The following is a 26,104-nucleotide window of genomic DNA, read 5'->3' on the forward strand; positions in this document are numbered from 1 at the left end:
TCCAAGGCTAGCCGCAATCCGAACACAATGCCTGTCTTTCAGTTCGCATCAGCGCCGGCATCGCTGCGCCGGGCGAAGTAGACCTGCACCGCGCGCGCCAGCACGCCGGCATATTGCGCCCGGCCCTCTGCCGTGGTCAGACGCGCACGGTCAGTGCGGTTGGTGACGAAGCCGCTTTCGAACAGCACCGAAGGCACATCGGGCGCGCGCAGCACGGCGAGCGCAGCCGAGCGGCGCGGCTGGGCGTGGAAGGCGACCCGGTCGCTGCCTTCACGCAAAATCAGTCCCAGAAATTCGGCCGCATTGTCCTGCGTGCGTTGCTGCGACAGTTGCACCAGAATCGCGCTGACCGCCTCGCTTGTGCCTTCGATGGCGATGCCGTTGAGGCGATCGGCATTGTTCTCGCGCGCGGCGAACCGGGCTGCCGCCTCGCTCGAGGCTTCGTTCGACAGGGTGTAGATGCTCGCCCCGCTGACATCGTCGCGCTCCCCGGCGGAGTCGGCATGGATCGAGATGAACAGATCGGCATCGAGCAGGCGGGCGATCTCGGGCCGGTGCGCGAGCGGCAGGATGCGATCATCGCTGCGGGTCAGCGCAACCCGGATCCCGCCGGCCTTGAGCAGCTCGTCGCGCAGCGCCAGCGCGATGGCGAGCGTGATGTCCTTTTCGCTGACCTTGCGCCCCTCGGCATCGGTCCCGACCGCACCCGGATCGCGCCCGCCATGCCCGGCATCGATCACCACCAGCGGGCGGGCGGGATCGTCGGGCCCGGCGACCTCCGGCAGATCGACCGCCACGCCCGCCGCTCCGAGCGGAACCGTCACCACATAGTCGCGGCCCCAATGCGGCACCGGGATTGTCAGCCCGAGCGCAGCCGCACCTCCGAGCACAAGGGCCGGAACCAGCAGCACGATCAGCAGCAGGGTGCGATAACTCATTACACCGCTGGCTTACGTTCTTGCGCGAAGGAAACGCAATAGAGTTGCGGGGTTTGCCCCACAGTGCTAGCGATGTTGTCGGAGATGTCGGATCAAGGCGCGCTGCGCCTATTCTGCCCACCTCCCGCACCGGGGCACCATCTTTCTCTCCCGCTCCCGGTATCAAGACAGGTTGATGCAGTGACGATACGTTTTTCCCGATCGACAAGCCCGCAGCGCCTCTCGCGCTCGCGTGTCGTTTCGGGTCAAGACGCGGCGATCGGCCGCACGTTCGACATTGCAGACACGAGCTTCGCGCTCGCCGCCGCTGGCGGTCATGGCGCGATCATCCCTTCCGGCACGGCTTTCGGGCAGGCCGGTTCCCCACAATATGCGCGTCCCCTTCCCCTGCTTACGCGGGCAAGGCCGGGCGCATGGAGACTATTCAATGGCAACGCGCATGCTTATCGATGCGCGCCACCCGGAAGAAACACGGGTGGCGGTTCTGCAAGGCAACCGGATTGAGGAATTCGATTTCGAATCTGCCGAACACAAGCAGATCAAGGGCAATATCTACCTCGCCAAGGTAACCCGGGTCGAACCTTCGCTGCAGGCGGCCTTCGTCGACTTCGGCGGCAATCGCCACGGCTTCCTCGCCTTCAGCGAAATTCACCCCGACTATTACCAGATTCCCAAGGCGGATCGCGACGCGCTGCTCGCCGAAGAGGCAGAAGCGGCCGAGGAAGAAGAGCGTCTGCGCGCCGAAGATGAGGATGAAGGCATCTCGCCCGGCGCCGAGTATGACGCCGAGGACGACAGCGGCGAAGCGCTGGCCGAAGATTTTGCCGAGAACGGCGTCGAAGAAGTCGACACCTCCGACAAGGACGATGTCGCCACCATCGAAGGCGGCGCATCCGACGAAGACGGCTCCGATGACGAGAGCAGCGAAGACAGCGCCGAAGACAGCGACACTGGCGAAGAGCGTGGGCGCCGCGGGCGTGGTCGCCGTCGTCAGAGCAAGAGCGGTGACAAGGGCGGCAACGACAAGGGTGGCCGCAGCCGCGCCAAGCAGGTCGACGAAGTGCGCGCCAAGCGCATGGCGCTGCGTCGCCGCTACAAGATTCAGGACGTGATCCAGCGCCGTCAGGTGCTGCTGGTCCAGGTCGTCAAGGAAGAGCGTGGCAACAAGGGTGCGGCGCTGACCACCTATCTCAGCCTCGCCGGGCGTTACACCGTGCTGATGCCCAACTCGTCGCACGGCGGCGGGATCAGCCGCAAGATCAGCTCCACCAGCGATCGCAAGCGGCTGAAGGACATGGTCTCCGATCTCAAGCTGCCGCGCTCGATGGGCCTGATCGTGCGCACGGCGGGCATGAGCCGCACCAAGCCCGAGATCAAGCGCGACTTCGATTACCTCGCCCGCGTGTGGGACGAGATCCGCGAGAAGACCCTCGCCTCGGTCGCGCCCGCGCTGATCCATTCGGACAGCGACCTTATCAAGCGCGCGATCCGCGACATCTACAACAAGGAAATCGAAGAAGTCGTCGTCGAGGGCGAGGAAGGCTACAAGTCGGCCAAGGCCTTCATGAAGCTGCTAATGCCAAGCCACGCGCGGCGGGTGAAGGCCTACTCCGATCCGGTGCCGCTGTTCCAGCGCTATGGCGCGGAAGACCAGCTCAAGGCGATGTATGATCCGATGGTGCAGCTGAAAAGCGGCGGCTATCTGATCATCAACCCGACCGAAGCGCTGGTATCGATCGACATCAACTCCGGGCGTTCCACCAAGGAACACGGGATCGAGGCGACCGCGCTTCACACCAACCTTGAGGCGGCGCGCGAAATCGCCCGCCAGCTGCGTCTGCGCGACATGGCCGGTCTGGTCGTGATCGACTTCATCGACATGGAGTATTCGAATAACGTCCGTAAGGTCGAAAAGGCCATGAAGGACGCGCTGAAGAACGATCGCGCGCGCATTCAGGTCGGACGCATCAGCTCTTTCGGCCTGATGGAAATGAGCCGCCAGCGCCTGCGCACCGGGGTGCTCGAGGCGACCACCCGCGAATGTCCGCACTGCGATGGCACCGGCCTCGTCCGCACGGCATCCTCGGCGGGCCTGTCGGCGCTGCGCCTGATCGAAGACGAAGCGGCCAAGGGCAAGGGCACGCTGATCCGTCTGGGTGCCAGCACCGAGGCGGCGATCTACCTGCTCAACGAAAAGCGCGCCGATCTGGTCGAGATCGAACAGCGCTACGGCGTCAGCGTCGAAGTCGTCCCCGAAGGTGAGGACGAAGGCGCGAAGATGAGCGTTGCGAGCATGGGGCCGCGCCCGGCGCAGGCCCCCAAGTTCGAACCGATCATCGACGATGATGACGAGGACCTGCCCGAGGAGGAGGAAGACTTCGCCGAGGAAGAGGCCGAGGCCGAGGAGCGTCAGCCCCGCAAGCCCCGGCGCGAGCGGGCCGACAATGACGATGGCAGCGATGACAATGGCGGGCGCAAGAAGAAGCGCCGCCGTCGCCGTGGCGGACGGGGCCGCAATCGCGACCGCGAGGATGGCGCCGAGGGCGAAGCCGCTGACAACGATGCCGCGGATAACGACGCCGACACTGACAGCGATGACGGTGAAGAGCGCACCGACACCCAGACGGGTGACGATGGCGCAACCGACAGCGAAGGCCGTCCCAAGAAGCGCCGCCGTCGCGGCGGTCGCGGGCGCAAGCGCCGCGATGGCACCTATGAAGGCGACGCTGGCGAGAACGGCGAAGGCGGCGAAGGCGGCGACAATGGCGACGCGGTGAACACCGACGAAGCCGAAGCCCCGCAAGCCGAGCCCGAAGCGCCAGTCGAATCGGCTCCCGAAGCCCCGGTCGAAAAGCCCAAGCGGGTGCGTGCGCCGCGCAAGAAGAAGGTTGCTGAACCGGTGGCCGAAGATGTGCCCGCCGAACTCGCCCCCGAGATCGCTGCCGAAGGCGCCGAGGCGACTGCCGCTCCGGAGGCCGAAGCCGTGACCGAAGGGGAACCCGCACCGGCGGAAAAGCCCAAGCGCAAGCGTGCGCCGCGCAAGGCCAAGGTGGCCGAGGCCGAACCTGCCGAAACCGCCGAGGCCACCGCGCCTGCCGGTGCTCCGGCAGCCGGGGACGCTTCCGACCAGACCGATGGCCCGGCCGGTGAGCCGCGCCGCGGCTGGTGGCAGCGCACCTTCGGGCAGTAAGCCAATGATTGGGCGGCGCGCAAAAGGGCTCCACAGCGCTTTTGCCGCCGCCCTCATTGCATTCGCGCTGGCCGTTCCCGCAACGGCCCAATCGCAGCGCCCCAACGCTCCGCCCGCCAAGTCAGCGGCGCAGGCGGCCTATGACAAGGGCGATTACGCCACCGCCCGCAAGCTGTGGCAGGAGGCCTGCGATGCGGGCAGCGCAGGTGATTGCTACGAACTCGGCATCGTCTATCGCGACGGCGAGGGCGTGGAGCCCGACCGGGCGCGCTACGTCGCGCTGATCACCCGCGCCTGCGACGCCGATATCGCGGTTGCCTGCTACAATCTCGGGCACGAGGAACTGCGGGCGGTCGAAACGGGCACCGGCACCGCCTCCCTCGAGCAGTTGAGCAGAGGCCTTGCCTTCTACCGCCGCGCCTGCACGCTCGGTCAGCCCAAGGCCTGCACCAACCTCTACTTGCATCTTTCGCGCGAGGCGGCGGGCGGGGATGGCACCGCGCTTGCCGATTTGCGCCAGCTGTGCGTCGACGGGACGGGCGCGGCTTGTTTCGGCCTCGCCAGCCTTTACGACATCCACCTCGACGCGAAACTCGGCAACGATCCCGAGGCCGCTAATGCGGCGCTGTTGCTGGGTTGCGAGCGGATGGATTACGACAGCTGCCAGAACCTCGCCTGGCATTACGACCACGGCTTCGGGCTCGAGACAAACCGCGTGCGGGGATCGGCGCTCTATCACCTCGCCTGCGATGACGACCCAGGGTTCCTGTGCCCAATGGTCCCCGGCAGCGCCGTCGCCGCCTTGCCTGACCGCAAGGCGCCGGTGCAACGCCAGTGGCAACGCGCGGCGGGGGCCTACCGCGCGGCGTGTGACGACGGGCTGGCGATGGGCTGTTTCGGCTATGCCCGCTTGATCGCCAAGAGCGGCCGCGGCGCCAAGGAAGCGGAGACGATGCGCAGCTGGCTCGGCCGCGCGCTCACGCTCTCTCCGGGAATGCCGATCGCGACCGAGCTGCTGCGACGAGTCGACGCGGGCGAATTGCCCGCCGCGCCGCTGCGCTGATCAATCCGCCTCCCGGCGCGCCACACCCCATTCCATCCACCCGGCAAAGCGCGGCGCCTTTGGGGTGTAGCCCTCCCCCAGCGTTTCGACGGCAAAGCCCGCACCGGCAAGTGCGCCTGCAATCGGACGAGTGAGGTGACAGCCGCCCGCGAGCCGTTTCCACACCGGCTCGATCCGCTCCTGCCACCCGCGCACCCCCGCATCGGGCGCGCGGCCATGTTCGAGGAACAACACTTCGCCGCCGGGTCGCAGGATGCGCCGCAGCTCGGCCATCACCTGCCGCGGATCGTCCACCGAACACAAGGTGAAGGTGCAGACCACGCAGTCGAAGCGCGCATCGTCGAAAGGGATCGCCTCGCCCCGCCCCTGCCGCAAGTCCGCCGCCCAGCCCTTCTCCCGCGCCGCCGCCCGCGCACCGTCGAGCAGCCCGGGGTGCGGATCGATCCCCGCATAGGAGGTGATCGCCGCAGGATCGTAGAAGCCATGATTGATCCCGCCCCCGCAGCCCAGCTCGAACACGTCGCCCCGCGCGCGCGGCACCACCGCCGCGCGGCGCTTCATCACCTGCCCCTGCGAACAGGCGCAGGTGATGAGCCGCGGCATGACGTTCGCCTCGTACCAGCTTGCCAGTCCCATAATTTCCTCCGCGTGCTCTTTCCCCGCGCTGCAAGGCGTGGCACGTTGCGATGCAATTGCAAACAGGCTCTGGAGGGATGCTGCGCAATGACCACCAATAGCAGGGGCGACAGCAGCGGCGATAGCACGCGCAGCGCGGCGCCATCCTCATTCCGGTTCCACCCCAACCTGTGGCTTGGCGCAGCGATGCTGTTCGCCTTCCCGGCACTGGGCATGGCGATGAGCGACGAGGTCAATTGGGGCCCGGAGGACTTCGCGGCGATGGCGCTGCTGCTCGGCCTGCTGTGCGGCGCGATCGAGGCGGCGCTGCACTTCCTCGATTCGCCGCGCTGGCGGATCGCCGGGATCGGGCTTGCGGTGCTGCTGTTCCTGACGGTGTGGGCGCACTTTGCCGTGGGAATATTCAGCTAAGCGGGCACTTCGTCTCCGCGGAAATCGAAAACCCTCCCCGATTGCGCCGGGGTCAGCCGCGCAAGGACATCGAGTAGATTGGCGGCCGCATCCTGCGGCGCAGTCAGCTGGCCTTCGGGCAGGCCCGACTGGAACGGCTCCGACAGCGCAGAATCGACCGTCCCCGGATGCAATCCCACCACCACGCCGTCGGGATGGGTGCGGGCCATCTCCAGCGCGAAGTTCCTGAGCAACATGTTGAGCGCAGCCTTGGACGCGCGATAGGAATGCCACCCGCCAAGGCCATTGTCCGAAATCGAGCCGACCCGCGCCGAGAGCGCGGCGAAGGTGAAACCCTGTCCGCGCGGCATCAGCGGCAGCATGTGCTTGGCGATCAGCGCGGGGCCGATGGTGTTGAGCGCAAAGACCTCGGCCATCACCGCGGGATCGAGGCGCTTGTAGGTGCGCTCCGGCCCCGTGCCGTCGGCCAGCGTCAACACGCCGGTCGCAGCGATCACCCATCCAGGCGGATCGTCGCGCATCGCCTGTGCGGCGGCGGCGATGCTGGACTCGTCGGTCAGGTCGAAAGCGAAGGGGCGGATCGCAGGCCCCTGCGGCCCCTCGCCCCGGCGCGATCCGGCGTGGATCACCTCGCAGCCGCGCGCGGCAAGACCCGCGCACAGCGCCGCCCCGATTCCGCCCGAAGCCCCGAATACCGCCGCGCTGCGCGGTACGCGCGCTGCGCTCTGTCCTACATCATCCATGTCGGATAAAGGCCGGGGATGGGTCACCGGTTCCTGCCTTTCTTCCCTCTCCTGCGCACGCCCTTGGGGAGCCTCCGGTTTTTTGTTCCTGGACAGTGTCTCAATGTCTCCAACACGCCCGCTGCTGTGCCGCGCTCAACCCCTGTTAAAAAGGCTGCAACAGCCCCGGCTTGCGCGGGGGCGCAATGACGTTAGATAGGGGCCGACACGCAACCGGGATCACGTAATGGCCACCTTCACTCTGCCCAAGAATTCCAAGATCAACACCAACGGGAAGACGCACAAGACGTCCGCTGGCCGCGTGAAGGCGTTCAAGATCTACCGCTACGATCCCGATTCCGGCCAGAACCCGCGCTACGACAAGTTCGAGATCGACCTCGACCAGTGCGGGCCGATGGTCCTCGACGCGCTGTTCAAGATCAAGAACGAGATCGACCCGACGCTGACATTCCGCCGTTCGTGCCGCGAGGGGATCTGCGGGTCGTGCTCGATGAACATCAACGGCAAGAACGGCCTCGCCTGCACCACCGCGATCGAGGACTTGAAGGGCGAGATTCGCATCACCCCGCTGCCGCACATGGACGTGATCAAGGATCTGGTGCCGGACTTCACGCACTTCTACGCGCAATATGCCAGCATCCGCCCGTGGCTTCAGACTGTCTCGCCGACGCCGAGCGGCAAGGAGCGGCTGCAATCCCCCGAACAGCGCGAGCAGCTGGACGGCCTCTACGAGTGCATCCTGTGCGCCTGCTGCTCGACCAGCTGCCCGTCCTACTGGTGGAACAGCGACAAGTTCCTCGGCCCGGCGATCCTGTTGCAGGCCTATCGCTGGCTGGCTGACAGCCGTGACGAGATGACCGGCGAGCGCCTGGATGACCTCGAAGACCCCTTCCGTCTCTATCGCTGCCACACCATCATGAACTGCGCGAACGTCTGCCCCAAGGGCCTTAGCCCCGCAAAGGCGATCGCCGAGACCAAGAAGATGATGGCCGAGCGGGCCATCTGATCCGGTGAGTTTCAAGGACGAGGTGTTCGAACACGGGCCGTGCCCGGACAATCCCGGCTGGCACCGCTGGGATCTGAAGGACGAAACGCTGTTCAACGGCGCGGTCATGGGCAAGCTCATCACCCGCGTCGATGAAGATGGGAAGGCGCGCCTGCGCATGTTTCCCGAGCGTCGGCACACCAACCTGCAAGGCGTGATCCACGGCGCGATCACGCTATCGCTGATCGACATTTCGCTGTTCGTGACGATGCACCGGATCGGCACCGGCAATGCCGGCCCCTCGGTAACGCTCGAGCTTTCGACCCAGTTCGTCGGCGGCGGCGATCCCGAGCGGCCGCTCGACGCCGTGACCGAGATCGTGCGCGAAACCGGCAAGCTGGTGTTTGTGCGCGGGATGGTGGTGCAAGACGAGGATGTCGTCGCCAGCTTCTCGGGCATCGTGCGCAAGATGCAGCCGCGCGCCCAAGCCTGACGCTGTGCCGGGATTGCTCGCCCGCTACGACGCGCTGATCGCCAGCGGAGAGCTGCGCGCCGACGCAGACCAGCGCGCAGCCGCCGAGCGGCTGGCGCGGTTGCAGGACGAACTCGAAGCGCCGCGGCCCAAGCGCGGGCTGATCGCCCGCCTCACCGGGACTGCCCCCGCATCGACCGACCCGCGCGGTGTCTACCTGTGGGGCGGCGTGGGTCGCGGTAAATCGATGTTAATGGACTTGTTTGTCGATACCCTCGGCATCGAACACAAGCGCCGGGTCCATTTCCACGCCTTCATGCTGGAGGTCGACCGTCTGGTCGCAGAAGCGCGAAAGGCGAAACGTCAGGACCCGCTGATGGCCGTAGCTCTTCGCATGACGGAGCAGGTCCGTTGCCTCGCCTTTGACGAGATGGTCGTGAACAACACAGCCGATGCGGCGATCATGGGGCGCTTCTTCAAGACACTGATCGAAACCGGCACAGTGATCGTCACCACCTCCAACCGGCCCCCGCGCGACCTCTACAAGGACGGGCTCAACCGCTCGCTGTTCCTGCCCTTCATCGATCTGGTCGAGGCGCGCATGGATGTGCTGAGCCTGAACGGGCCGACCGACTACCGGCTCGACCGGATCGGCGATCTTGCCACTTGGCACGCGCCGATGGGCGTTGCGGCCACGGCACAGGTGCGCGAGGCCTTCTTCCGCCTCACCGACTTCGACCCCGACGATGCCGCCCACGTGCCGAGCGGCGAGCTCGACCTCGGCGGCGGGCGGACGCTGCACGTGCCCAAGTGCCTGAAGGGCGTGGGCGTGTTCAGCTTCAAGAAGCTGTGCGCTGCCAACCGCGGGGCCGCCGATTACCTCGCCATCGCGCGGGCGTTCCATACCGTAATCCTCGTCGGCATCCCGCGTATGGGCCCGGAGAACCGCAACGAGGCGATCCGCTTCACAAAGCTGATCGACGCGCTTTACGAACACCGTGTGAAGCTGTTCGTCACCGCCGCCGCAGCGCCCGAAGAGCTCTATCAGGCGGGCGACGGCGCCTTCGAATTCGCCCGCACGGTCAGCCGTCTGAATGAGATGCAGAGCGAGGCCTACATGGCGCTCGGCCACGGGGCGGAAGACTAGCCGCTGACGCCCAGCTGGCCGAGCGACTTCTCCAGCATCAACAGCTGCCACAGGGTTCGCGAATGATCCGCGCGACCTGCGATATGCGCCTCGGCCAGCGCGGCGATGGCCTTCGCATCGAAGAACCCGGTTTGCGCCAGACTGCCCGAGGCGATCCCCCGTGAGGCCCCGGCAAGCGGGCCCCTGAGCCACTCGGCGATCGGGGTGACGAAGCCCTGCTTGGGCCGGTAGAGGATGTCGCTGGGCAGGTAGCGTTCGAGCGATTTCTTGAGCAGATATTTGCCCGTGCCGCCCTTCACTCGCATCCCTTCGGGCAGTCGCGCGGCGAATTCCACCAAGCGGTGATCGAGCAGCGGCTCGCGCGCCTCAAGGCTCACCGCCATGCTGGTGCGGTCGACCTTGGTGAGGATGTCGCCGGGCATCCAGAACATCAGGTCGGCATATTGGGCCCGGTCGAGCCCGGAGCGGCCTGGCGCGGCGCGCATCAGCGCGATCAGTTCGTCCTCGGCGCGGAAACCGTCGAGGCTGGCGGCGAAGCTGTCCGAATAGAGCGCCCGCCGCGCATCCGGCAGCGTCACGGAAAGGCCGCGCGCATAGCCCTCCTCGCCGCTCTCGGCCAACGCCAGAAGGGTGGCCTTGGCGCGGAGCGGGCGCGGGGCCCAGTCGGCCTTGGGCCAGGCGCGGCCAAGAGCACCGAACAGCGGGGCGCGCAGGCCAGCAGGCAAAATGCTACGCGCACGTTCCTCGTGATGGTGGAACACCTGCCGCCGATAGCCGCCGAAGGCCTCGTCCGCCCCGTCGCCCGAGAGCGCGACCGTCACCCGCTCGCGCGCGAGCTGGCACACGCGCCATGTCGGTAGCGCCGAGGCATCGGCGAAGGGCTCATCGAACATCGCGGCAAGCTGGTCGATGGCCGAGAAATCGTCGGTCGCGACGATCCGCTCGGCATGATCCGCGCCGAACTTCGCCGCGACCTGACGGGCATAGGATGTCTCGTCATAGGCGGCGACATCGAAGCCGATCGAGCAGGTCTGCACCGGCGACGCGCTGGCCTCGCTCATCAGCGCCACTACGCCTGAGCTGTCCACGCCGCCCGAAAGGAATGCTCCCAGCGGCACGTCAGCGACCATGCGCGAACGCACGCCCTCTCGCAAAAGGTGAACCAACTGCGCCGAAAGGTCGGCCTCGCTGCCCTTCTCGCGCGAAGTGAAATCCATGTCCCACCAGCGCTGCGGACGGCCCGGGGCCTTGCCCTGCTCCAGCAGCCGGAAGTGGCCGGCGGGGAGCTTCTCGACGCCTGTCAGGATCGAATGCGTGTCGGGGACGTAGCCCCACGCCATGTAGGCCTCCACCGCGCGCGGATCGATCCGGCGGCGCAGCAGCGGATGCGCGAGCAGGCCCTTTAGCTCGGAGGCAAAGGCGATGCTGCCATCCGACAGCGCGGCGGTGAACAGCGGCTTCACCCCGAAGCGGTCGCGCGCAAGGAACAGCTGCCGCTTGTCCCGGTCGAACAGCGCGAAGGCGAACATCCCGTCGAGCCGCGACAGGCAATCGGGCCCCCAGCGTTGCCAAGCCGCAAGGATAACCTCGGTGTCGCCCGAGGTGCGGAAGGTGAAGCCAGCCTGCTCCAGTTCGGCTCGCAAAGCACGGAAATTGTAGATCTCGCCGTTGAAGACGATCACCGCGCGGCCATCGGGCGAATGCATCGGCTGCGGCGATCCGGCGAGGTCGATGATCGACAAGCGGCGGTGGCCCAGCCCCACGCCGAGATCGGTCCACACCCCCGCCCCGTCCGGCCCGCGGTGCGCGAGCGCGTCGCACATCCGCTCGACCCGCACGGGATCGACCGGCTTGGGGGTTTCGGCGTGAAAGATCCCGGCAATTCCGCACATATCGGGCGGGGGCCTAGAGCAGCGCGGCCAAGGCGGCAATCGCGGCGAGCGCGATGATGGCGAGGCCCGCACGCGAAGGCGCAAGCGTCAGCGCCTCGGCGCGCGCTAGCCAGCGCCAGCGGGCGATGGCCTCGGCGCGCCAGCCATAATCCTCGGGCTCGCGGTCGAAGAAGCGCCAAGCGCCGCCCAGCATCGCCGCGACCACGATGGCGAAGAAGATCCAGCCATAGACGATATGGTCGAACCCGCTGGCCTTCTCCGCGCCGACGAACTGCGCGACATAGATCGTCGCCCAGGCACGCACCCCGTTGGCGAGGATCGGGACGATCACGCAGGCCGCGAGGAACAGCGCCCGGTCGCGCCAGCGGGTGAAGCGGGTGAAGGCGACCAGCACGCCGAGCGTCACCATCGCGATCAGGAACTTCACCCCCGAACACGCCTCGGCCACGACGAACAGCCCTGCCGGGGTGTCGATATAGATGCCCTCGACCTGCGCGGCGACGCCGCTGGCGTGGGTCAGGGTGATGGCGATCTCGGCGGTGATGGTTTGCAGCGGCGGGATGATCTCGTCACCGAAGGGCACCAGAAAACACGCCAGCCCCAGCGGCAGAGCGATGAGCGCCGCAACCCGCAGGCCGAGGATGGTGACCACCGCGGCCTGCACCGCGCCGACCGCCCCGGCCTGCGCGATCAGATTGATCCCCGCAGCCTCGCCCGCCCCCCACACGCCGAGCGCGGCGGCCACCGCGATCAGGCCAGGCGCGAAGGGGCGCGGGGTGAGCGCCGCCAACTCATCTTCCTTGAGCGCCACCGCCCAGGCGATGACAAAGGGCATCAGCAGCAGGTGGCTATAGGTGTCGATGTTCCACCACTGGTGCAGCATCTGCCCCCAGCTTTGCGCAGTGACGGCGATCAACGCCGCGACCGCGAGCCCGAGCGCGGCAAGCGGCCCGCGCCATGCCACTGGAAGCGCGCCGCTGGCAGCTGATGGCGCGCGGGCGACGGCGGCTTCAGGCGGCATGGCGCTGGCCCTCCGCCGTCTTGCCGATGAGGCCCTCCAGCGGGGCGAGCATCGCCCCCCAGCCATGGAAATCAAGCACGAAGCGCCGCGCAGCCGCGCCGATTGCGTCGGCAGCCTCCCGGTCGGCAAGCAGGCCCGCGATCCGCGCAGCCATCGCCTCATGGTCGGGCGGGCAGACGAGCCACTGCGCGCCGTCGGTGGCGGCGATCCCGGTGGCGGCCTCGGATGTGAGGACCACAGGGCGGGCCATTGCCATCGCCTCGAGCACCTTGTTCTGCACCCCGCGCGCGATCAGCAGCGGGGCAAGCACCGCGTCGGCGGCGGCGATGAAGGGTCGCACATCGGGCACCTCTCCCCAGACATGCACGCCGGGCATGCCGTGATGGGCCATCAGTGCGCGGGTGGGATTGCGCCCGACGACATGGAACATCGCCTGCGGGAAGCGCGCGCGCAGGCGCGGCAGCAGCGCCTCGATCACCCACAGCGCGGCCTGTTCGTTGGGGCGGTAGTCCATCTGGCCGGTGAAGGTGAAATGCGGTCGCGGCTGCTGCGCGATTACCGGGTGCAGGGCGCTCGCAGAGGGGTCGAAAAAGGCGGCGTCGATGCCGTTGCCGATCACCTGCACATTGACCTTGCCCGGCGTCGTAAGCCGGCTGCGATAGAGCGCCGCTTCGGCCTCGGAGATCAGGATCGTCGCATCGGCGCGCTGGCCGAGCCGCTCTTCCTCGCGTGCCAGCAACCGCGCCTCGCGGGCGTTGAGCCACGGGCGCTCGCCCGCCGCGGCGTAGGATTCGAACTTGGCGCTGTCGACATCGCACAGGTCGATGACAACACGGCCCGCGAACTCATCGGGCACATATTGCCCCATCTGCCCGGAGAAGACGACGATTGCGTCGATCCGTTCGCGCGCGATGGTCTCCCGCACCCACGCCGCCAGCCTGCGGCTGTGAAAGGCGGTGAGGCTGACAGGCTTGCCGGTCAGAACCGCCTCGGCCCCGGCTAGCGGCAGCGGCTTGGTGCGAGGCGCAACGCAGTGCGAGGCGGCGAGCTCGGCCAGCGCCCGTTCGGCTGCAGCATCGCCATCGCCGAAGCAGCCGACATGGACCGGGCCGAGCCGCGCGAGTGCCTTGAGCAGATGGTGCGAGCGGATGCGGTCGCCCCGATCGGGCGGGAACGGCACGCGGTGGGCGAGGAACAGGACGCCGCCCATCACGCGAGCCCGCGCGCGATCCATGGCCCCACGGTGTTGGCGACGGGCAGCGGCAGCTTCTTCCAGAGCTCGATCTTCCGGCTGTAGCTTGCATCGGTGGGGTCGATATTGCGCGGCGGTGCGCCCGGCGCGGTCCATGCCGCATAGGTGAGCGGTACGGGCTCGAAGCCCCAGTTCTTCTTGAAGGCAAACGGCCCACTCCCCGTCTTGGAGCGCCCGAAATCGAAGCGGGTCATGCCCTGCCGGCGGGCGTGGCGCATAATCTCGTAATACATCACCTCGTTGGCGCGGGCGGCGCGGGCTTCGAAGACGCCGCCCCCCCAGAAGGGCAGCACCGCGCCGTCGTGATAGAAGCTGAGCACGCTCGCCAGCGGCCGATCGCCCTGCCACACAGTGAGGATGTCGCTGTGCGCGGGGAAGGCCTCCAGCATCGCGCGGAAAAGCCCGCGCGGGAAGACCGGGGTGCCGAGATTGCGCACGCTGACACTGTAGCAGGCGTAATGCGCGGTCAAATCCTCGCGCCCGCGACCTACCGTGATGCGGTGGCCGAAGCCGAGCCCCTTGCGCACCTCGGCGCGGGCCTTGCGCGGGATGGCGAGCAGTTCCGCATCGTCATCGCCCGCGAGCGCGCGTTCGAAGCCGCAATGCTTGTCCGACCAGCTCTCCCAGCCCTGCGGCACGGGCCCGCCGCGCAGTTCGATCCCGGCAAAGCCGCCGCGCGCGGCATGGCCCTCAGCCGCGTCAGCCAGTGCCTGCGCGGTGCCATCGCCTTGCGCGATGATCCCGCCGCCAACCCCGAACCCGCTCGACACCAGCGCCTTGCCGAACAGCGCCGAGCGCACCTCGGTGAGCGGCAGCCAGCCTGTCAGCACGCCCATGCGTTCGGCCACGAGCCCGGCAGCGCGCTGGCCGGAGCCCGCCGCCACGCCCGCAAGCCAGGCCGGTCGATGAAACAAGCTTGCGCCCGTCTCGGCGACGAAGCCATCGATCCGGCGCAACAGCGCGGTATCGGCGAAATCGACCGCGCGCACTGCCTCGGCGATTTTCACCGGCGCGTTCATGCCAGCGCGTCCTCGGCCCGTTCGGGCAGCACCAGCGGCTCGGCGCGCGCCGCCTCGCGGTGGGCGACCAGATCCATCCGGCCCCAGCGGAATTCATGCACCAGATCGCGCAGCTTTTCGGCCATCCGGGCAAGGCCGGTATAATGGCGGAAGCGCGAACGCAGCGGCGCGTGGCCCACCCGCGGTTGATCGGGATCGACCTCCCAGGGGTGGAAATAAAACATCGCCGGGCGGCCCTCGCGCCGGTTCACCTGCCGGATCGCCCAGCGCGAAAAGCCATAGGGCAGCACCCGGAAGAAGCCCCCACCCCCCGCCGCCACGCGCCGTCCGCCGAGGATTGCGGTGGTCACCGGCAATTCGATCATCGAAGACCACGGCAGCGGCTTGAAGGCAAAGCGGGGCGCTTCGGGCCAGCCATAGTGATCGTGCACCACCGGCGCGACGCTGGAGGAATAGGCATAGCCCTGCTCGGCCAGTTCAGCGAAGGCCCAGGGGGTGCGCCCATCGATCGAAAAGCTCGGCGCGCGGTAGCCCGTCACCGCAACCCCGCTGCAATCTTCAAGAATGGCCCGCGCCTTGCGGATATCCTCGGCAAATTCGGCGCGGGTGAAGGTGAACACCCGCGCATGGTCATAGCCATGGCTGGCGATCTCGTGCCCGGCGTCGACGATGCGGCGGATCATGTTGGGATGGCGCTTCGCCACCCAGCCCAGCGTGAAGAAGGTCGCGCTGACATCGGCCTCGGCGAACAGGTCGATCACGCGGTAGACATTGTCTTCCACGCGGGTCTTGATCGAATCCCACTCGCCCCGCGCGATCACATTTTCGAAGGCGCCGACCTGAAACCAGTCCTCGACATCGACCGACAGGCCGTTGACGATCCCCGGAAGCGGGCTGGAAGGGTCGGGAAAAGGTGCGTTCATGGCCTCAGGCGGCCCTGCGCGACGGGTCTTCCTCGAGCCATTCGATCAGCATGGTGAGCACGTGGCGGAAGGATTGCTCCTGCTCCTCGAGCCGGGCTTCGATCCGTTCGAGCGCGGCGGCGAGCCGGGCTTCGGCGATCTGCACGTCCTCGGGCGAGAGCGGTTCGCCCCCTGCCCCGTGCTGGCTCATCCCGGCGGCCTGCAATTCGCTGATCGCCGCTTCGAGCTCGGCGGTGCGCGCGTCACGCTCGGCCAAGAGCGCGGCGACTTCGGTTGCGGGCAGGCTGCCCTCGGGCGCATCAGTGGCTGCCGGAGCCGCGGAAGCCGGGGCCGAGCGCAGATCGCTGCCGCCGCGGGCGCCGCGGTTCTGATCGGCCGCCATCTCGGCAATCACGTCATTGAGCATGGAGAGGGTCAGTTCCTCGCGCTCCTCGATCACGCCGAGCAGCAGCAAGCGGTTCATCACCTGGTTGACCCGGCGCGGAATGCCGTCGGTGTGGCGGTAGAGGCCATCGAGCAGCCCCTCGGCGAAGGACGGCCGCCCGTCCCACCCGACATGGCTGAGCCGGTGGCGGACGTAATGCTCCACCTCGCCGCTATCGAGCGCTTCGAGATGGTGCGAGGCGATGATCCGCTGCCGCAGCTGCTCCAGCCCCGGATGGTGCGCGAGCGTGCGGCGGAATTCGGGCTGGCCGAGCAGCAGGCTCTGAAGCAGCGGGTGCGAACCGAGCTGGAAATTGGAGAGCATCCGCAGCTCCTCCAGCGCGCCCAGATCGAGGTTCTGGCACTCGTCCACCACCAAGAGGCAGCGGCGACCCGCGCGGGCTTCGTCCTGCAGGAAGCGCTCGATCGCGCCCAGAGCGCCGGCCTTGTCATGGCCTTCGACCTGAAGTCCGAAGGCCTGCGCTACGACATGCACGATCTCGGACCCGTCGAGCGCCGAGGTCACCACCTGCCCCACGGTCAGCGCCGTGGGATCGATCCGCTCCATCAGGTGCGCCACCAGCGTCGATTTGCCCGCGCCGACCTCGCCGGTGATGACGATGAAGCCCTCACCCTGCGCCAGGCCATAGCCGAGATAGCTCATCGCCTTCTTGTGGCTGACACTCTCGAAATAGAACTGCGGATCGGGGGTCAGCTGAAAAGGCCGTCCGCTGAAGCCGTAGAATTGTTCGTACATGAGCCGCTTGTCCCAATCAGAAATTGTAGCGCAGGCCGACCAGCGCGGTGGCGAAGGCGAAGTCCTCGGCGGTGAATTCGCTGTCGAAGTAATCGACCGCAATCGCCGCCCGGCCGACAAGGCGCTGGGTGATGGACTGGTTGTAGGCGATCGAGCCGCCGAGCGCGGTCACGTCATTGCCCGTCCCCGCCGCGTCGAACCAGTTGACGTAAGCGTTGGTGGAAATGTCCGCGCTCTGCCCGATCTGGCGGGAGAATCCGCCGGTGAGGTAGTAGCTTTCGTCGGTGAGCCCATTGGCAGGCGCGAGCGCAGTGCCCGCCGCCGCGATGAAGGTGCGCCGGTCGTAGCCTGCGCCGATGGCAGCGACGGTGCGGCCCATGTTGCGCTGGTAGGATGCCAGCACCCCGCGCCCGCGGAAGGCCGCCGCGCGGACCGAGCCGAGGCCGCCGATCAGCGCCTGCCCTTCGGTGCCGCTGACAAGGCCGCCGAAATCGCCGGTGACGGGATTGCGGATCGCCTCGAAATCGCTGCCGAGCCGGGCCAGACCGTTGTTCAGCACGCCGCCAAAGCCGCTCACCCCGTCATAGGCCGACACGGCAAAGGTGCTGCGCTGGCTGGGGGCGTAGGTGAAGGTGCCGTAATAGGTGGTCGAATCATAGCGGCGGCCAACGGCGGCCTGAAGATTGGTGCGCGATGACGGGCGCCAGAGCACGCCGACGTCCCACAGCAACCCATCGACATCGAAGGCGATCTGGCGCGGCGCGGACGTATCGGTGACGAAGCGGCCATCGGCCCCCACCACCGGGTTGCCATCCGCATCGCGCAGCGCATCGCGGCTGGAGATTTCGACATCCTCGTAGCCAGCACCCGCCACCAATGCGAGCGTGCGGCTGACGGGCACCGTCACATCGCCGCGCACATAGAGATCGCGCACCCGCTGGTCGAGCGTGTCGATATCTTCCTGAAAGCCGCCTGCGGTGACCGCCAAACCCACCGGCAGCACCTCGCCGGGACGAACGCCCGCGCGCAGTTGGCCGAGATAGGTCACGCTCTCATCGAACACGTCGACCGCATCGCCCGCCTGAGTCACCAGCGCATCGTCGGCCTCGAACCGATTGTAGCCGACCCGCGCCACGCCCTGCACGTCGACCACGCCGACGCGGGTGTTGAGACTGGGCCCGGCATAGAGGCTGTAGATCCGGCTTTCGGCATCCTCGCGCACCAGCGGATTGGGGGTCGCCCCGCCGCCACCGTCGATGCGGCTGCGCGAGGCGAGCGCACCGGCCTCAAGGCTGAGCGTGTTCGGCACCAGCGCCAGCGTGCCGCGCGCGACCCCGCTGATGGTGTCAGTGTCGACGCTGTCGTCGCCGTAGCCGATGTTGCGCTCGTAACGCAGCGAGACCGCCGCGCCCGAATTGCGCCCCTGCACGTTGATGTCGACCCCGGCGGCGACCTGCGTGAAGGTGACGACGTCATCGCCCGGGGTGAGCTCGGCCGAGACCACTTGCGAGACTTCGATATAGGGCTGCACCACGCGATTGCCGCGCTGGCCCGAGGGCTGGCCACCCAGACCGGGATTGCCCTGCGCCTGTGCAAATGCGGGCGCGCTGCCGGCGGCTGCCGCAAGCACGACCAGAATCAGCGCCGGATTGAGGGAGCGGGAACGCATGATTATCTTCCCTTCGTGCCATAGGAGCCGAAGCGCCGCCCGGAGGGGCTGTAGCGCGCGGCATTCAGCAGCAATTTGATATCCGCGCAGGCCGAAAGCAGCTGCTGCGCATCCTCCAGCGCGGCGCGGCTCGTCTCGTCGGCGCGCACCACCAGCAGCGCCTGGCCGACATGCTGGGCGAGTTCGGCGGCAGGCGAGGCGGCAAGCGCGGGGGGCGTGTCGAAAATCACGATCCGGTCTGGCGCGCCCTCGGTGAGGCGGTCGAGCACCTCGGCGGTGCGTGCGCTGGCGAGGTACTCGGCATCGCGCGAGCTGGCGAGGCCTGCGGGCAGGACGAAGAGCCCGTCAATATCGGTGCGGATCACCAGGCTCTCGGGCCGGATCGCCGGATCGGCCAGCGCGTCCATCAGGCCCTGTTCGGCTTCGATCCCGAGCCGTTCAGTGACACTCGGGCGGACCACGTCGGCATCGACCAGCAGCACCTCGAGCCCGCGCTCGGCGGCGAGTGCGATGGCGAGGTTGACGGCGCAATAGGTCTTGCCCTCACCCTGATGCGGCGAACACACGAGGATGCGCCGCGCGAGAGCGCTGGCTCCGGCGCGGGCATCGGCGAGCAACTCGCGCTTGACGATGCGGAACTCTTCCAGAAGGCCGGTGACGGTGTCTTCGGGCACGATCAACCCGCCATCGCGCAGGGTCTCGCGGTCGATGGAGACGGAAGGCCCGCAGAAGGCGACCGCGCGCGGCGGCGCGGGGGCCGGAGCGGTTTCGGGGGTGGCAGGCTCGGCCACCGGCGGCGGCGGGATTTTGGCGAAGGCTGGCGGCGCAGGTTGGGCTGCGGCTTGCGGTTGCGGCGCAGGGCGGCGCAGCGCCTGCGGCACCGGCGGCACGTCGATCGGCACGGGGGGCAGCTTCAGCCCCTCGCGGCGCGGATCGAGCCCGAAGGCGGCATCCGCACGTTCGAACAGCGACGCGGGTCTTGCGCCCTCGCGGTTGATCTTGCCCTGATCGGTCATCGTCCGTTCCCCCTCACGCAACCGACCCGACCGAGACGACCTCGATCGCGAGCAGGATCACGAACATCGCGCCAAGCCCGGCGCAGGCCCCGGCGAACTGCTTCAAGCGCTTCTGCTCGATTGCGCGCGCGGCGTCCGAGACGGTGAGCGAGATCGACCCGATCACCGGCAGACCAAAGGCGCGCTCCAGCTTCTGCGGCGTCGCAAAGCTCGATTTTAGCTGCCCGAGCGCATAGGCCGCCGCCACGCCCGCACCGAGGCCGACGATCAGCACGCCCAGCAGCAGGAGCGGGCGGTTGGGTGCAGCGGGCTTCTGCGGAACGCCGGGTTGCTGGATGATGTCGAACCGGAACTGGCTGGCCTTGTCCTCAACCTTGCCGCGCGTGCGCAGCGCCTCGCGGTCCTGCAGCAGCTTTTCGTAGTTCTGGCGCAGCACGTCGTAATCGCGGCTGATGCGATTGGCTTCGGCGGCAACCGTAGGCTCGCTCGCTTGGCTCGCCATCAGCGCGGCGAAGTTGCTCTGGATCGCGGCGCGGCGGGCCTGCAGCGCCTCGACGCTCGCCTGCCGCTCGCTCTTGATCGCGATCAGCGAGGCATAGGCCGGGTTCGGCGTGCCGCCCGCGTCATCGCCCGCCGCTGCCGCCTGCTTGGCGAGGATCGCGACCTGCCTGGTGGTCGAGACCACATCCGGGTGGCTGTCGGTCAGCCCGCGGGCGCGCAGTTCGGCCAGCTGGGTCTGGGCCTGCTGCAACGCGGCGCGCGGGCCGGTCGCCTGCGGGCCGCCCGCGATCGTGCGCGGGGTGCTCGCCAGCTGTGAGGAAATCGCCGCCAGCCCGCTTTCCGCCGCCGCCAGATCGGCATCGACATTGCGCAACTCGCTGCGCGCCTGCTGCACCTTGTTCGAAAGGCTGTCCGACCCGCCGACCAGATCGGGGTATTGCGCCTCGAAGGCGAGCCGGCGCTGTTCGGCCTGCTCCAGTTCCAGCTTGCGCTCGTCCAGCTGGCGGTCGAGATCGCCGATCGCGGTGCTGATCCCGGTGCGGCTGCCGATCACATATTCCTCGCGCATGATGTCGAGCAGCTTCTGCACCACATCGCGCGCCAGCACGGCGTTCTCGGCATCGCTCAGATCGCTCCGGCCGATGGTGGCAGTGATTTCGAACAGGTTGTCCTGCTCGCTCGTCACCTTGACCTTCTTCTCAAGCTCGGCGGTCGCGGCATCAAGCGCGCCGCGTTCGGTGATCCCTTCGCCCAGACGGGTCGAAGTGATGACCTTTTCAAGGTTCTTGGCGCTGGAGAGCGTCTGGCGGATCTCGGCGATCTGTTCCTTGCTGTTGCCGGCAATGCCGAGCTGCTTGGACAGATAGTCCTCGACGTTGACGTAGACGCGCGCCTTGGATTCGTAGCTGTTCGGAATCATGCTCACGACCAGCCACCCCAGCAGGCACACGCCCCACGCGGTCGCAATCGCGATCCAGCGGCGGTGCCACACCGACCAAAGCGCCGCGCGCAACTCGTCGAAGATCTCGCTCATGCCCGGTCAGCCTCCCTCAGAACCGGCTCTCGGGGATGATGATCGTGTCGCCCGGCTTGAGCATGACGTTGGCCGAGGCATCGCCCTTGCGGATCAGATCGGACAGGCGCAGGCGATATTCGGTCTGAGTGCCCGCCTCGCGGTTCAGGCGGATCAGCTTGGCGCGGTTGCCCGCAGCGAATTCGCCCAGCCCGCCGACCGCGATCATCGCGTCCAATGCGGTCATGTTCGCGCGGAACGGCAGCGAGGCCGGCTGCGGGGTCGCGCCGATGATGCGCACCTGCTGGGTGAAGTTGCCCTCCGGCGTGTTGACGATCACCGAGACGATCGGCTGCTCGATATATTTCGACAGTTCGCCGGCGATGTAGTCCTGCAGCTCGGTCGCGGTCTTGCCGACCGCCGGGATGTCCTGCACCAGCGGGATCGTCAGGCGGCCGTCGGGACGCACGCGCACCTTGTCGGCGGAAAGCTCGGGATTGCGCCAGACGTGGATGGTGATCTCGTCGAGCGGGCCGATGGTGTATTCTTCGGATGGCACGATGCTGCCATCGCCGTAGCTGGCGGGCGGAAGTTGCTTGCCCCCTGTCGAACAGGCGCCAAGCAAGGCCGCACCGAGAGTGAGCGCGGCGAGGTGCTTCAGAGGCAGACGGTGGGGCATTGATCGATCCTTGGCCATTCGGGTGCGGGAGGCCGTGCACGATGCAGGAGCGACCTGCGACACGAACCGCCCGGATATCGGGGTTCTTGTCGCTGGAAATGGTGAACAACTGGTTAGTTATACAGAGCCAAATCAGGCTGCATCCCGAAACGGGACAGCGGTTTGGCGGGGGTTAACGCGCGCCTGATCCGGCGCCGTCAGACCAGCATTTCCGCCGCCGGGCCGTGGCCGAGAAAGGCTGATGGCGAGGCTGTCGCTCCGTAAGCCCCGGCACAGAACACTGCGACCAGATCGCCCATCTCGGCGCGCGGCATCATGGCATTGTCGGCAAGCCGGTCGAGCGGGGTGCACAGGCAGCCGACGATGTTGACTTCCTCTGTCGGCTCCGCATCGTAACGCGTGGCAATCGCAGAAGGATAGTTGCGGCGCACCACGGTTCCGAAATTGCCCGAGGCCGCCAGCTGGTGATGCAGACCCCCGTCGGTGACGAGGTAGGTCGTTCCGTGGCTCTCCTTGCGGTCGATAATCCGCGTGAGATAGACCCCGGCCTCGCCAACGAGATAGCGGCCCATCTCCATGCACAATTCGGTTTCGGCCAGCGCGGGCGGCAGCTGCACCACCCGCTCGGCAAGCGCCGCGCCGACCCTCGGCAGATCGACCGGGGTGTCGCCGGGGAAATAGGGAATACCCAGCCCCCCGCCCATGTTGAGCTTCGGGCAGCCATGGCCGATCGCCTCGGTCAGCTCACCCGCCAGCGCCAGCACATTGGCCTGCGCTTCGATGATGGCATCGGTGCTGAGGGTCTGGCTGCCGGTGAAGATGTGCAGGCCCCGCCATTCCGCCCCTTCGCCGATCAGCCGCTTTGCCAGTGCGGGAACCTTGTCCGCGTCCACCCCGAACGGCTTGGCCCCGCCGCCCATCTTCATCCCCGATCCGGTCATGACGAAACTGGGGTTCACCCGGATCGCGATGCGCGGCGCAATCCCGAGCCGCCGCCCGATGGCGAGCGCGCGCATCCCCTCGCCTTCGCTCTCGCAATTGAGCGTCACCCCGGCGCGGATCGCTGCCTCCAGCTCGTCGTCGCGCTTGCCCGGCCCGGCAAAGCTGATCCGGCGCGGGTCTATTCCAGCGGCGACGCACAGCGCCAGCTCGCCCGAAGAGGCGATGTCGAAGCCGTCGACCAGCCCTGCCATATGCGCGATCACTGCAGGGTGCGGATTGGCCTTGACCGCGTAGTTCACGCCCACCCGCTGCGGCAGCGCCGCACGCAGATCGGCCATGCGCGCATCCATCAGCGCGCGCGAATAGACGAACAGCGGCGTGCGTCCGGCCTCGGCGACCAGATCGCTTGCGGACCTGCCGCCGATGGCGAGTTCGCCGCCGAGCGTGTCGTATCCGGCAGGGATCGGGCCGACGGGCTTCATGCAGCAAATTCCTTGTTGAGTTCGGCAGCCAACGCGCTGCGATCAATTTTGCCGTTTGGATTGATCGGCATCATCACGCGCCAGTGGATCATCTGCGGCTGCATGAAATTGGGCAAGTCCCGCTGGAGCTGCTTCACCAGACCCTCGCGCCCCGCCTCGTCACCGCGCACCACCAGATGCACCGCCTGCCCCAACCGCGCATGGGGTACACCGAGCGCGACAGCCTCGGCCACAAGACCGGTGCCGAGTGCCGCCTCCTCGATTTCCTGCGGGCTGATGCGGTTGCCGGCGCTCTTGATCATCGCATCCCGGCGACCGGCGAAATAGAGCAGCCCATCCGCATCACGCCGCACCCGATCCCCCGACCATACCGCCATCCCGCCATAGGTTGAGGCCGCAGGCGCAGGCCTGAACCGCTCGGCGGTCCGCTCCGGGGCCTGCCAATAGCCCTGCGCCACCAGCGGCCCGCAATGGACGAGCTCGCCTTCCTCACCGTTGGCAGCAACCTCGCCCGCATCGTTGATGACGAGAATCTCTGCGAAGGGGATCGCCTTACCCATTGAAGTCGGGTGCGAATCGACCAGCGCCGGGTCGAGAAAGGTCGAGCGGAACGCCTCGGTCAGCCCATACATCGGAAACAGTCGCGCATCGGGAAACAGGCCTCGCAAGGACCGCACCAGTTCCACCGTCAACGCACCCCCGCTGTTGGTGAGCCGTCTGAACGTCGCGCGCGCCTCATCCGGCCAGTCGATCTCGGTCAATTGCACCCATAGCGGCGGCACCGCGGCGAGCGTGGTCACGCCGTGCTTCGCGCAGGCCTTGGCCACATCCTTGGGGAAGAGGAAATCGAGCGGCACCACGCTCCCGCCCGCATACCAGGTGGAAAGCAGCTGGTTCTGCCCGTAATCGAATGACAGCGGCAGCACCGCCAGCGTCACATCGTCTTTGGCGAGCCCGAGGTAATGCGCGACACTTACCGCACCCAGCCAAAGGTTGGCATGGCTCAGCATCACCCCTTTCGGCCTGCCGGTCGAACCAGAGGTATAGATGATCGCGGCCAGTTCTGAAGGGTCAGCCGCAGACGGAGGCAGTTCCAGCCCCGCCCCCTCGGCCGCCGCCAGCGCCTCGGCCTCGCCCAGCGCCGCGCAGCCGGCGGACAGATCGCCCGGTTCCAGCGAGGCAAGCCGCGATCCCGTGCCGATAAGCAGTCGCGCACCGCTGTCGGCGAGGATATGCGCCGCCTGCGCGCGCTTGAGCAGCGGATTGATCGGCACATGCACCAGCCCGGCGCGCGCCGCTGCCAGTGGCAACAGGCAGGTGAGTTCACCCTTCGCCGCCCAGCTCGCCACCCGCGCGCCCTTCTCGGGCACCATCCGCGCCAGCCACCCGGCAAGGCGCGCAACACGCAACCTTAACTGCTTGTGGTTAAGCGTGCCCTCGCGCAGCACCAGCGCCGGAGCCTCCCCAAGCCCCGCCGCCACCGCCCGTTCGGCGAGATGGTCGAGCGGCTGCGGGGCGGGATCGGGCAGGTGCGGCATGGTCGGGAGCATTCTTTCACGTGATCGAAACGCGGTATCACGATAGCGTTAAGGTCTTGCAAGCGCTCTCTGCCCCCGCAGATGCCGCGCCGTTCGATCGTGCGGAGTGGTTTGCGCTGCTGGCCGAGACCGGTCTTGCCCCGATGATCGCGGTCGCGGGCGAGGGTTCCGAGGTCGCCGCGCTTGCCCTGACCGAAAATGCGGGGCGGATCACACCCTTGCGCAACTGGTACAGCTTCACCTGGCGGGCGCTGGCTCCGGCGGGCGCTGTGGGCGACCGGCTGCTGGAGGCGATCGCACGCCAGCTCAAATCGCGCGGCTGGCGGGTGACACTCGAACCCGTGCCGGGCGAGGATGGATCGGCCGAAAGGCTTGCCCGCGCCTTCCGCGTCGCCGGCTGGCAGGTGGCGGTCGAGCCCTGCGATATCAATCACATCCTCCCCGTGCAGGGCCGCAGCTTCGCCGAATATTGGGAGACCCGCCCCGGCCCCTTGCGCACCACGCTGAAGCGCAAGGCGAAGAAGGTCGATGTCGAGGTGCTGACACATTTCGACGCTCAGGTCTGGGCCGATTACGAGGCGATCTACGCCGCCAGCTGGAAGCCTGCCGAGGATCAGCCTGCAATGCTGCGCGCCTTTGCCGAGGCCGAGGGGGCGGCGGGCCGCCTGCGGCTGGGCATCGCCCGGGCCGAGGATGTAGCGGTGGCCGCACAATGCTGGACGGTCGAAAATTCAATCGCCTATATCCACAAGCTCGCGCATCTTGAGAGCCACAAGCCGCTGTCGGCAGGCACCACGCTTACCGCTGCCCTGTTCCGCCATGTTATCGACATCGACAAGGTCGCGCTCGTCGACTTCGGCACCGGGGATCAAAGCTACAAGGCTGACTGGATGGAGGAGGTGCGCCCGCGGTTCCGCATCGATTGTCTCGACCCGGCAAACCCGCGCAGCTGGATGCCGCTGGCCAAGCGGCTGGTCCGGCGCGGCGCTCCCTGAACGCCCCCCTATCGGTTGCAATGCTTGCACCCGGCCCCGCGCATGGCTAAGCCCCGCCGCCACAGCCTGTCACAGGGATTTGGGCACAAATGACGACCGTACCGAACATCGACAACGCAGCCGAGGAGGCCGCGCTCGAGCGCGAATTGAAGGCCTTGATTGCCGATGTGCTGGGGCTCGATCCCGAGCAGGCGGCGGCGTTCGAGACGGATTCGGGACTGTTCGGCCATCTGCCCGAACTGGATTCGATGGCGGTCGCGGGCCTGCTCACCGAGATGGAAGACCGCCTCGGAATCGTGATAGAAGATGACGATGTCGACGGCGAGATGCTTGAAACCTATGGCGGTCTGCTGGCCTTCGCCCGCGCGAAGCTTGGCCGGGCCTAGGCCCGTGTGACG

23 protein-coding genes are annotated in these 26,104 nt (G+C 67.5%); 8 read left to right on the top strand and 15 right to left on the bottom strand.

Annotated features, from left to right (window positions below; translation table 11 throughout):
• Nucleotides 1-38 precede the first annotated feature (38 nt).
• Nucleotides 39-938 carry an N-acetylmuramoyl-L-alanine amidase family protein gene (locus tag BZF59_RS07675; RefSeq protein ID WP_086607661.1) on the bottom strand — a complete coding sequence of 300 codons (900 nt, stop codon included), beginning with the start codon at nucleotides 936-938 and terminating at the stop codon, nucleotides 39-41.
• A gap of 427 nt (nucleotides 939-1,365) precedes the next feature.
• Between BZF59_RS07675 and BZF59_RS07680 the strand changes: the two genes are divergently transcribed.
• A complete protein-coding gene (locus tag BZF59_RS07680; RefSeq protein ID WP_086607662.1) occupies nucleotides 1,366-4,128 on the top strand; it encodes an Rne/Rng family ribonuclease in 2,763 nt (920 codons plus the stop codon).
• A gap of 4 nt (nucleotides 4,129-4,132) precedes the next feature.
• The gene (locus BZF59_RS07685) at nucleotides 4,133-5,191 is read left to right on the top strand and encodes a tetratricopeptide repeat protein (RefSeq protein ID WP_086607663.1); all 1,059 of its coding nucleotides are present in this window, start codon (nucleotides 4,133-4,135) and stop codon (nucleotides 5,189-5,191) included.
• Here BZF59_RS07685 and BZF59_RS07690 read toward each other — a convergent pair whose 3' ends face one another.
• Nucleotides 5,192-5,827 (bottom strand): class I SAM-dependent methyltransferase, encoded by a 636-nt coding sequence (locus tag BZF59_RS07690; protein WP_086607664.1) that lies wholly within the window; start codon nucleotides 5,825-5,827, stop codon nucleotides 5,192-5,194. It lies immediately after the preceding gene.
• 87 nt (nucleotides 5,828-5,914) lie between these two features.
• Here BZF59_RS07690 and BZF59_RS07695 point away from each other — a divergent pair, with 87 nt between their 5' ends.
• On the top strand, nucleotides 5,915-6,238 hold the full coding sequence (locus tag BZF59_RS07695; RefSeq protein WP_086607665.1) for a hypothetical protein: 324 nt from the start codon (nucleotides 5,915-5,917) through the stop codon (nucleotides 6,236-6,238).
• Here the strand turns inward: BZF59_RS07695 and BZF59_RS07700 are convergent.
• The gene (locus BZF59_RS07700; RefSeq protein WP_086607666.1) at nucleotides 6,235-6,981 is read right to left on the bottom strand and encodes an SDR family NAD(P)-dependent oxidoreductase; all 747 of its coding nucleotides are present in this window, start codon (nucleotides 6,979-6,981) and stop codon (nucleotides 6,235-6,237) included. The two genes, BZF59_RS07695 and BZF59_RS07700, sit on opposite strands and share 4 nt — an antisense overlap.
• Nucleotides 6,982-7,207: 226 nt before the next feature.
• Between BZF59_RS07700 and BZF59_RS07705 the strand changes: the two genes are divergently transcribed.
• Genes BZF59_RS07705 through zapE form a run of 3 tightly spaced genes read left to right on the top strand, consistent with a single transcriptional unit; the run spans nucleotide 7,208 to nucleotide 9,585 of the window.
• Complete coding sequence (locus BZF59_RS07705; protein ID WP_086607667.1) at nucleotides 7,208-7,987, top strand: succinate dehydrogenase iron-sulfur subunit; 780 nt, start codon at nucleotides 7,208-7,210, stop codon at nucleotides 7,985-7,987.
• A 4-nt stretch (nucleotides 7,988-7,991) separates the two neighbouring features.
• Nucleotides 7,992-8,459 carry a PaaI family thioesterase gene (locus BZF59_RS07710; RefSeq protein ID WP_086607668.1) on the top strand — a complete coding sequence of 156 codons (468 nt, stop codon included), beginning with the start codon at nucleotides 7,992-7,994 and terminating at the stop codon, nucleotides 8,457-8,459.
• Nucleotides 8,460-8,463: 4 nt separating this feature from the next.
• Nucleotides 8,464-9,585, top strand: coding sequence for a cell division protein ZapE (zapE, locus tag BZF59_RS07715; RefSeq protein WP_086607669.1), 1,122 nt, complete (start codon nucleotides 8,464-8,466; stop codon nucleotides 9,583-9,585).
• Here zapE and BZF59_RS07720 read toward each other — a convergent pair.
• From BZF59_RS07720 to BZF59_RS07775, 12 genes are all read right to left on the bottom strand, one after another.
• Nucleotides 9,582-11,477: an XrtA/PEP-CTERM system amidotransferase gene (locus tag BZF59_RS07720; protein ID WP_086607670.1), complete on the bottom strand. Its 1,896-nt coding sequence runs from the start codon at nucleotides 11,475-11,477 to the stop codon at nucleotides 9,582-9,584. The genes zapE and BZF59_RS07720 overlap by 4 nt on opposite strands.
• 13 nt (nucleotides 11,478-11,490) lie before the next feature.
• Nucleotides 11,491-12,498 (bottom strand): exosortase A, encoded by a 1,008-nt coding sequence (gene xrtA, locus BZF59_RS07725; protein ID WP_086607671.1) that lies wholly within the window; start codon nucleotides 12,496-12,498, stop codon nucleotides 11,491-11,493.
• Nucleotides 12,488-13,708, bottom strand: a complete 1,221-nt coding sequence (locus tag BZF59_RS07730) for a TIGR03087 family PEP-CTERM/XrtA system glycosyltransferase (RefSeq protein ID WP_086607672.1) — start codon at nucleotides 13,706-13,708, stop codon at nucleotides 12,488-12,490. The genes xrtA and BZF59_RS07730 overlap by 11 nt, the downstream gene beginning before the upstream one ends.
• Entirely contained in the window at nucleotides 13,708-14,769 is a 1,062-nt protein-coding gene (locus BZF59_RS07735) for a FemAB family XrtA/PEP-CTERM system-associated protein (RefSeq protein WP_086607673.1), read from the bottom strand. Before BZF59_RS07735 ends, BZF59_RS07730 begins: the two co-directional genes overlap by 1 nt.
• Nucleotides 14,766-15,692: an XrtA system polysaccharide deacetylase gene (locus BZF59_RS07740; RefSeq protein WP_086607674.1), complete on the bottom strand. Its 927-nt coding sequence runs from the start codon at nucleotides 15,690-15,692 to the stop codon at nucleotides 14,766-14,768. The genes BZF59_RS07735 and BZF59_RS07740 overlap by 4 nt, the downstream gene beginning before the upstream one ends.
• Nucleotides 15,693-15,696: 4 nt before the next feature.
• A complete protein-coding gene (locus tag BZF59_RS07745) occupies nucleotides 15,697-16,872 on the bottom strand; it encodes an XrtA/PEP-CTERM system-associated ATPase (protein ID WP_086607675.1) in 1,176 nt (391 codons plus the stop codon).
• Between the two features lie 16 nt (nucleotides 16,873-16,888).
• A complete protein-coding gene (locus BZF59_RS07750) occupies nucleotides 16,889-18,541 on the bottom strand; it encodes a preprotein translocase subunit YajC (protein ID WP_245806062.1) in 1,653 nt (550 codons plus the stop codon).
• A gap of 2 nt (nucleotides 18,542-18,543) precedes the next feature.
• Nucleotides 18,544-19,557, bottom strand: coding sequence for an AAA family ATPase (locus tag BZF59_RS07755; RefSeq protein ID WP_086607677.1), 1,014 nt, complete (start codon nucleotides 19,555-19,557; stop codon nucleotides 18,544-18,546).
• A gap of 13 nt (nucleotides 19,558-19,570) precedes the next feature.
• Nucleotides 19,571-21,091 (bottom strand): XrtA system polysaccharide chain length determinant, encoded by a 1,521-nt coding sequence (locus BZF59_RS07760; protein ID WP_086607678.1) that lies wholly within the window; start codon nucleotides 21,089-21,091, stop codon nucleotides 19,571-19,573.
• 16 nt (nucleotides 21,092-21,107) lie between these two features.
• A complete protein-coding gene (locus tag BZF59_RS07765; protein WP_086607679.1) occupies nucleotides 21,108-21,749 on the bottom strand; it encodes an XrtA/PEP-CTERM system exopolysaccharide export protein in 642 nt (213 codons plus the stop codon).
• Between the two features lie 197 nt (nucleotides 21,750-21,946).
• Nucleotides 21,947-23,173, bottom strand: coding sequence for a pyridoxal-dependent decarboxylase, exosortase A system-associated (locus BZF59_RS07770; protein ID WP_086607680.1), 1,227 nt, complete (start codon nucleotides 23,171-23,173; stop codon nucleotides 21,947-21,949).
• Nucleotides 23,170-24,711, bottom strand: coding sequence for an acyl-CoA ligase (AMP-forming), exosortase A system-associated (locus BZF59_RS07775; protein ID WP_086607837.1), 1,542 nt, complete (start codon nucleotides 24,709-24,711; stop codon nucleotides 23,170-23,172). Before BZF59_RS07775 ends, BZF59_RS07770 begins: the two co-directional genes overlap by 4 nt.
• A gap of 20 nt (nucleotides 24,712-24,731) precedes the next feature.
• On the opposite strand from BZF59_RS07775, the gene BZF59_RS07780 reads away from it, so the two are divergent.
• Both BZF59_RS07780 and BZF59_RS07785 read left to right on the top strand, forming a co-directional pair.
• A complete protein-coding gene (locus tag BZF59_RS07780; protein ID WP_245806064.1) occupies nucleotides 24,732-25,706 on the top strand; it encodes a GNAT family N-acetyltransferase in 975 nt (324 codons plus the stop codon).
• A gap of 89 nt (nucleotides 25,707-25,795) precedes the next feature.
• Nucleotides 25,796-26,092, top strand: a complete 297-nt coding sequence (locus BZF59_RS07785) for an acyl carrier protein (protein ID WP_086607681.1) — start codon at nucleotides 25,796-25,798, stop codon at nucleotides 26,090-26,092.
• Nucleotides 26,093-26,104: the final 12 nt, after the last annotated feature.

The organism is Erythrobacter donghaensis (assembly GCF_002155425.1).
Lineage (GTDB): Bacteria > Pseudomonadota > Alphaproteobacteria > Sphingomonadales > Sphingomonadaceae > Erythrobacter > Erythrobacter donghaensis.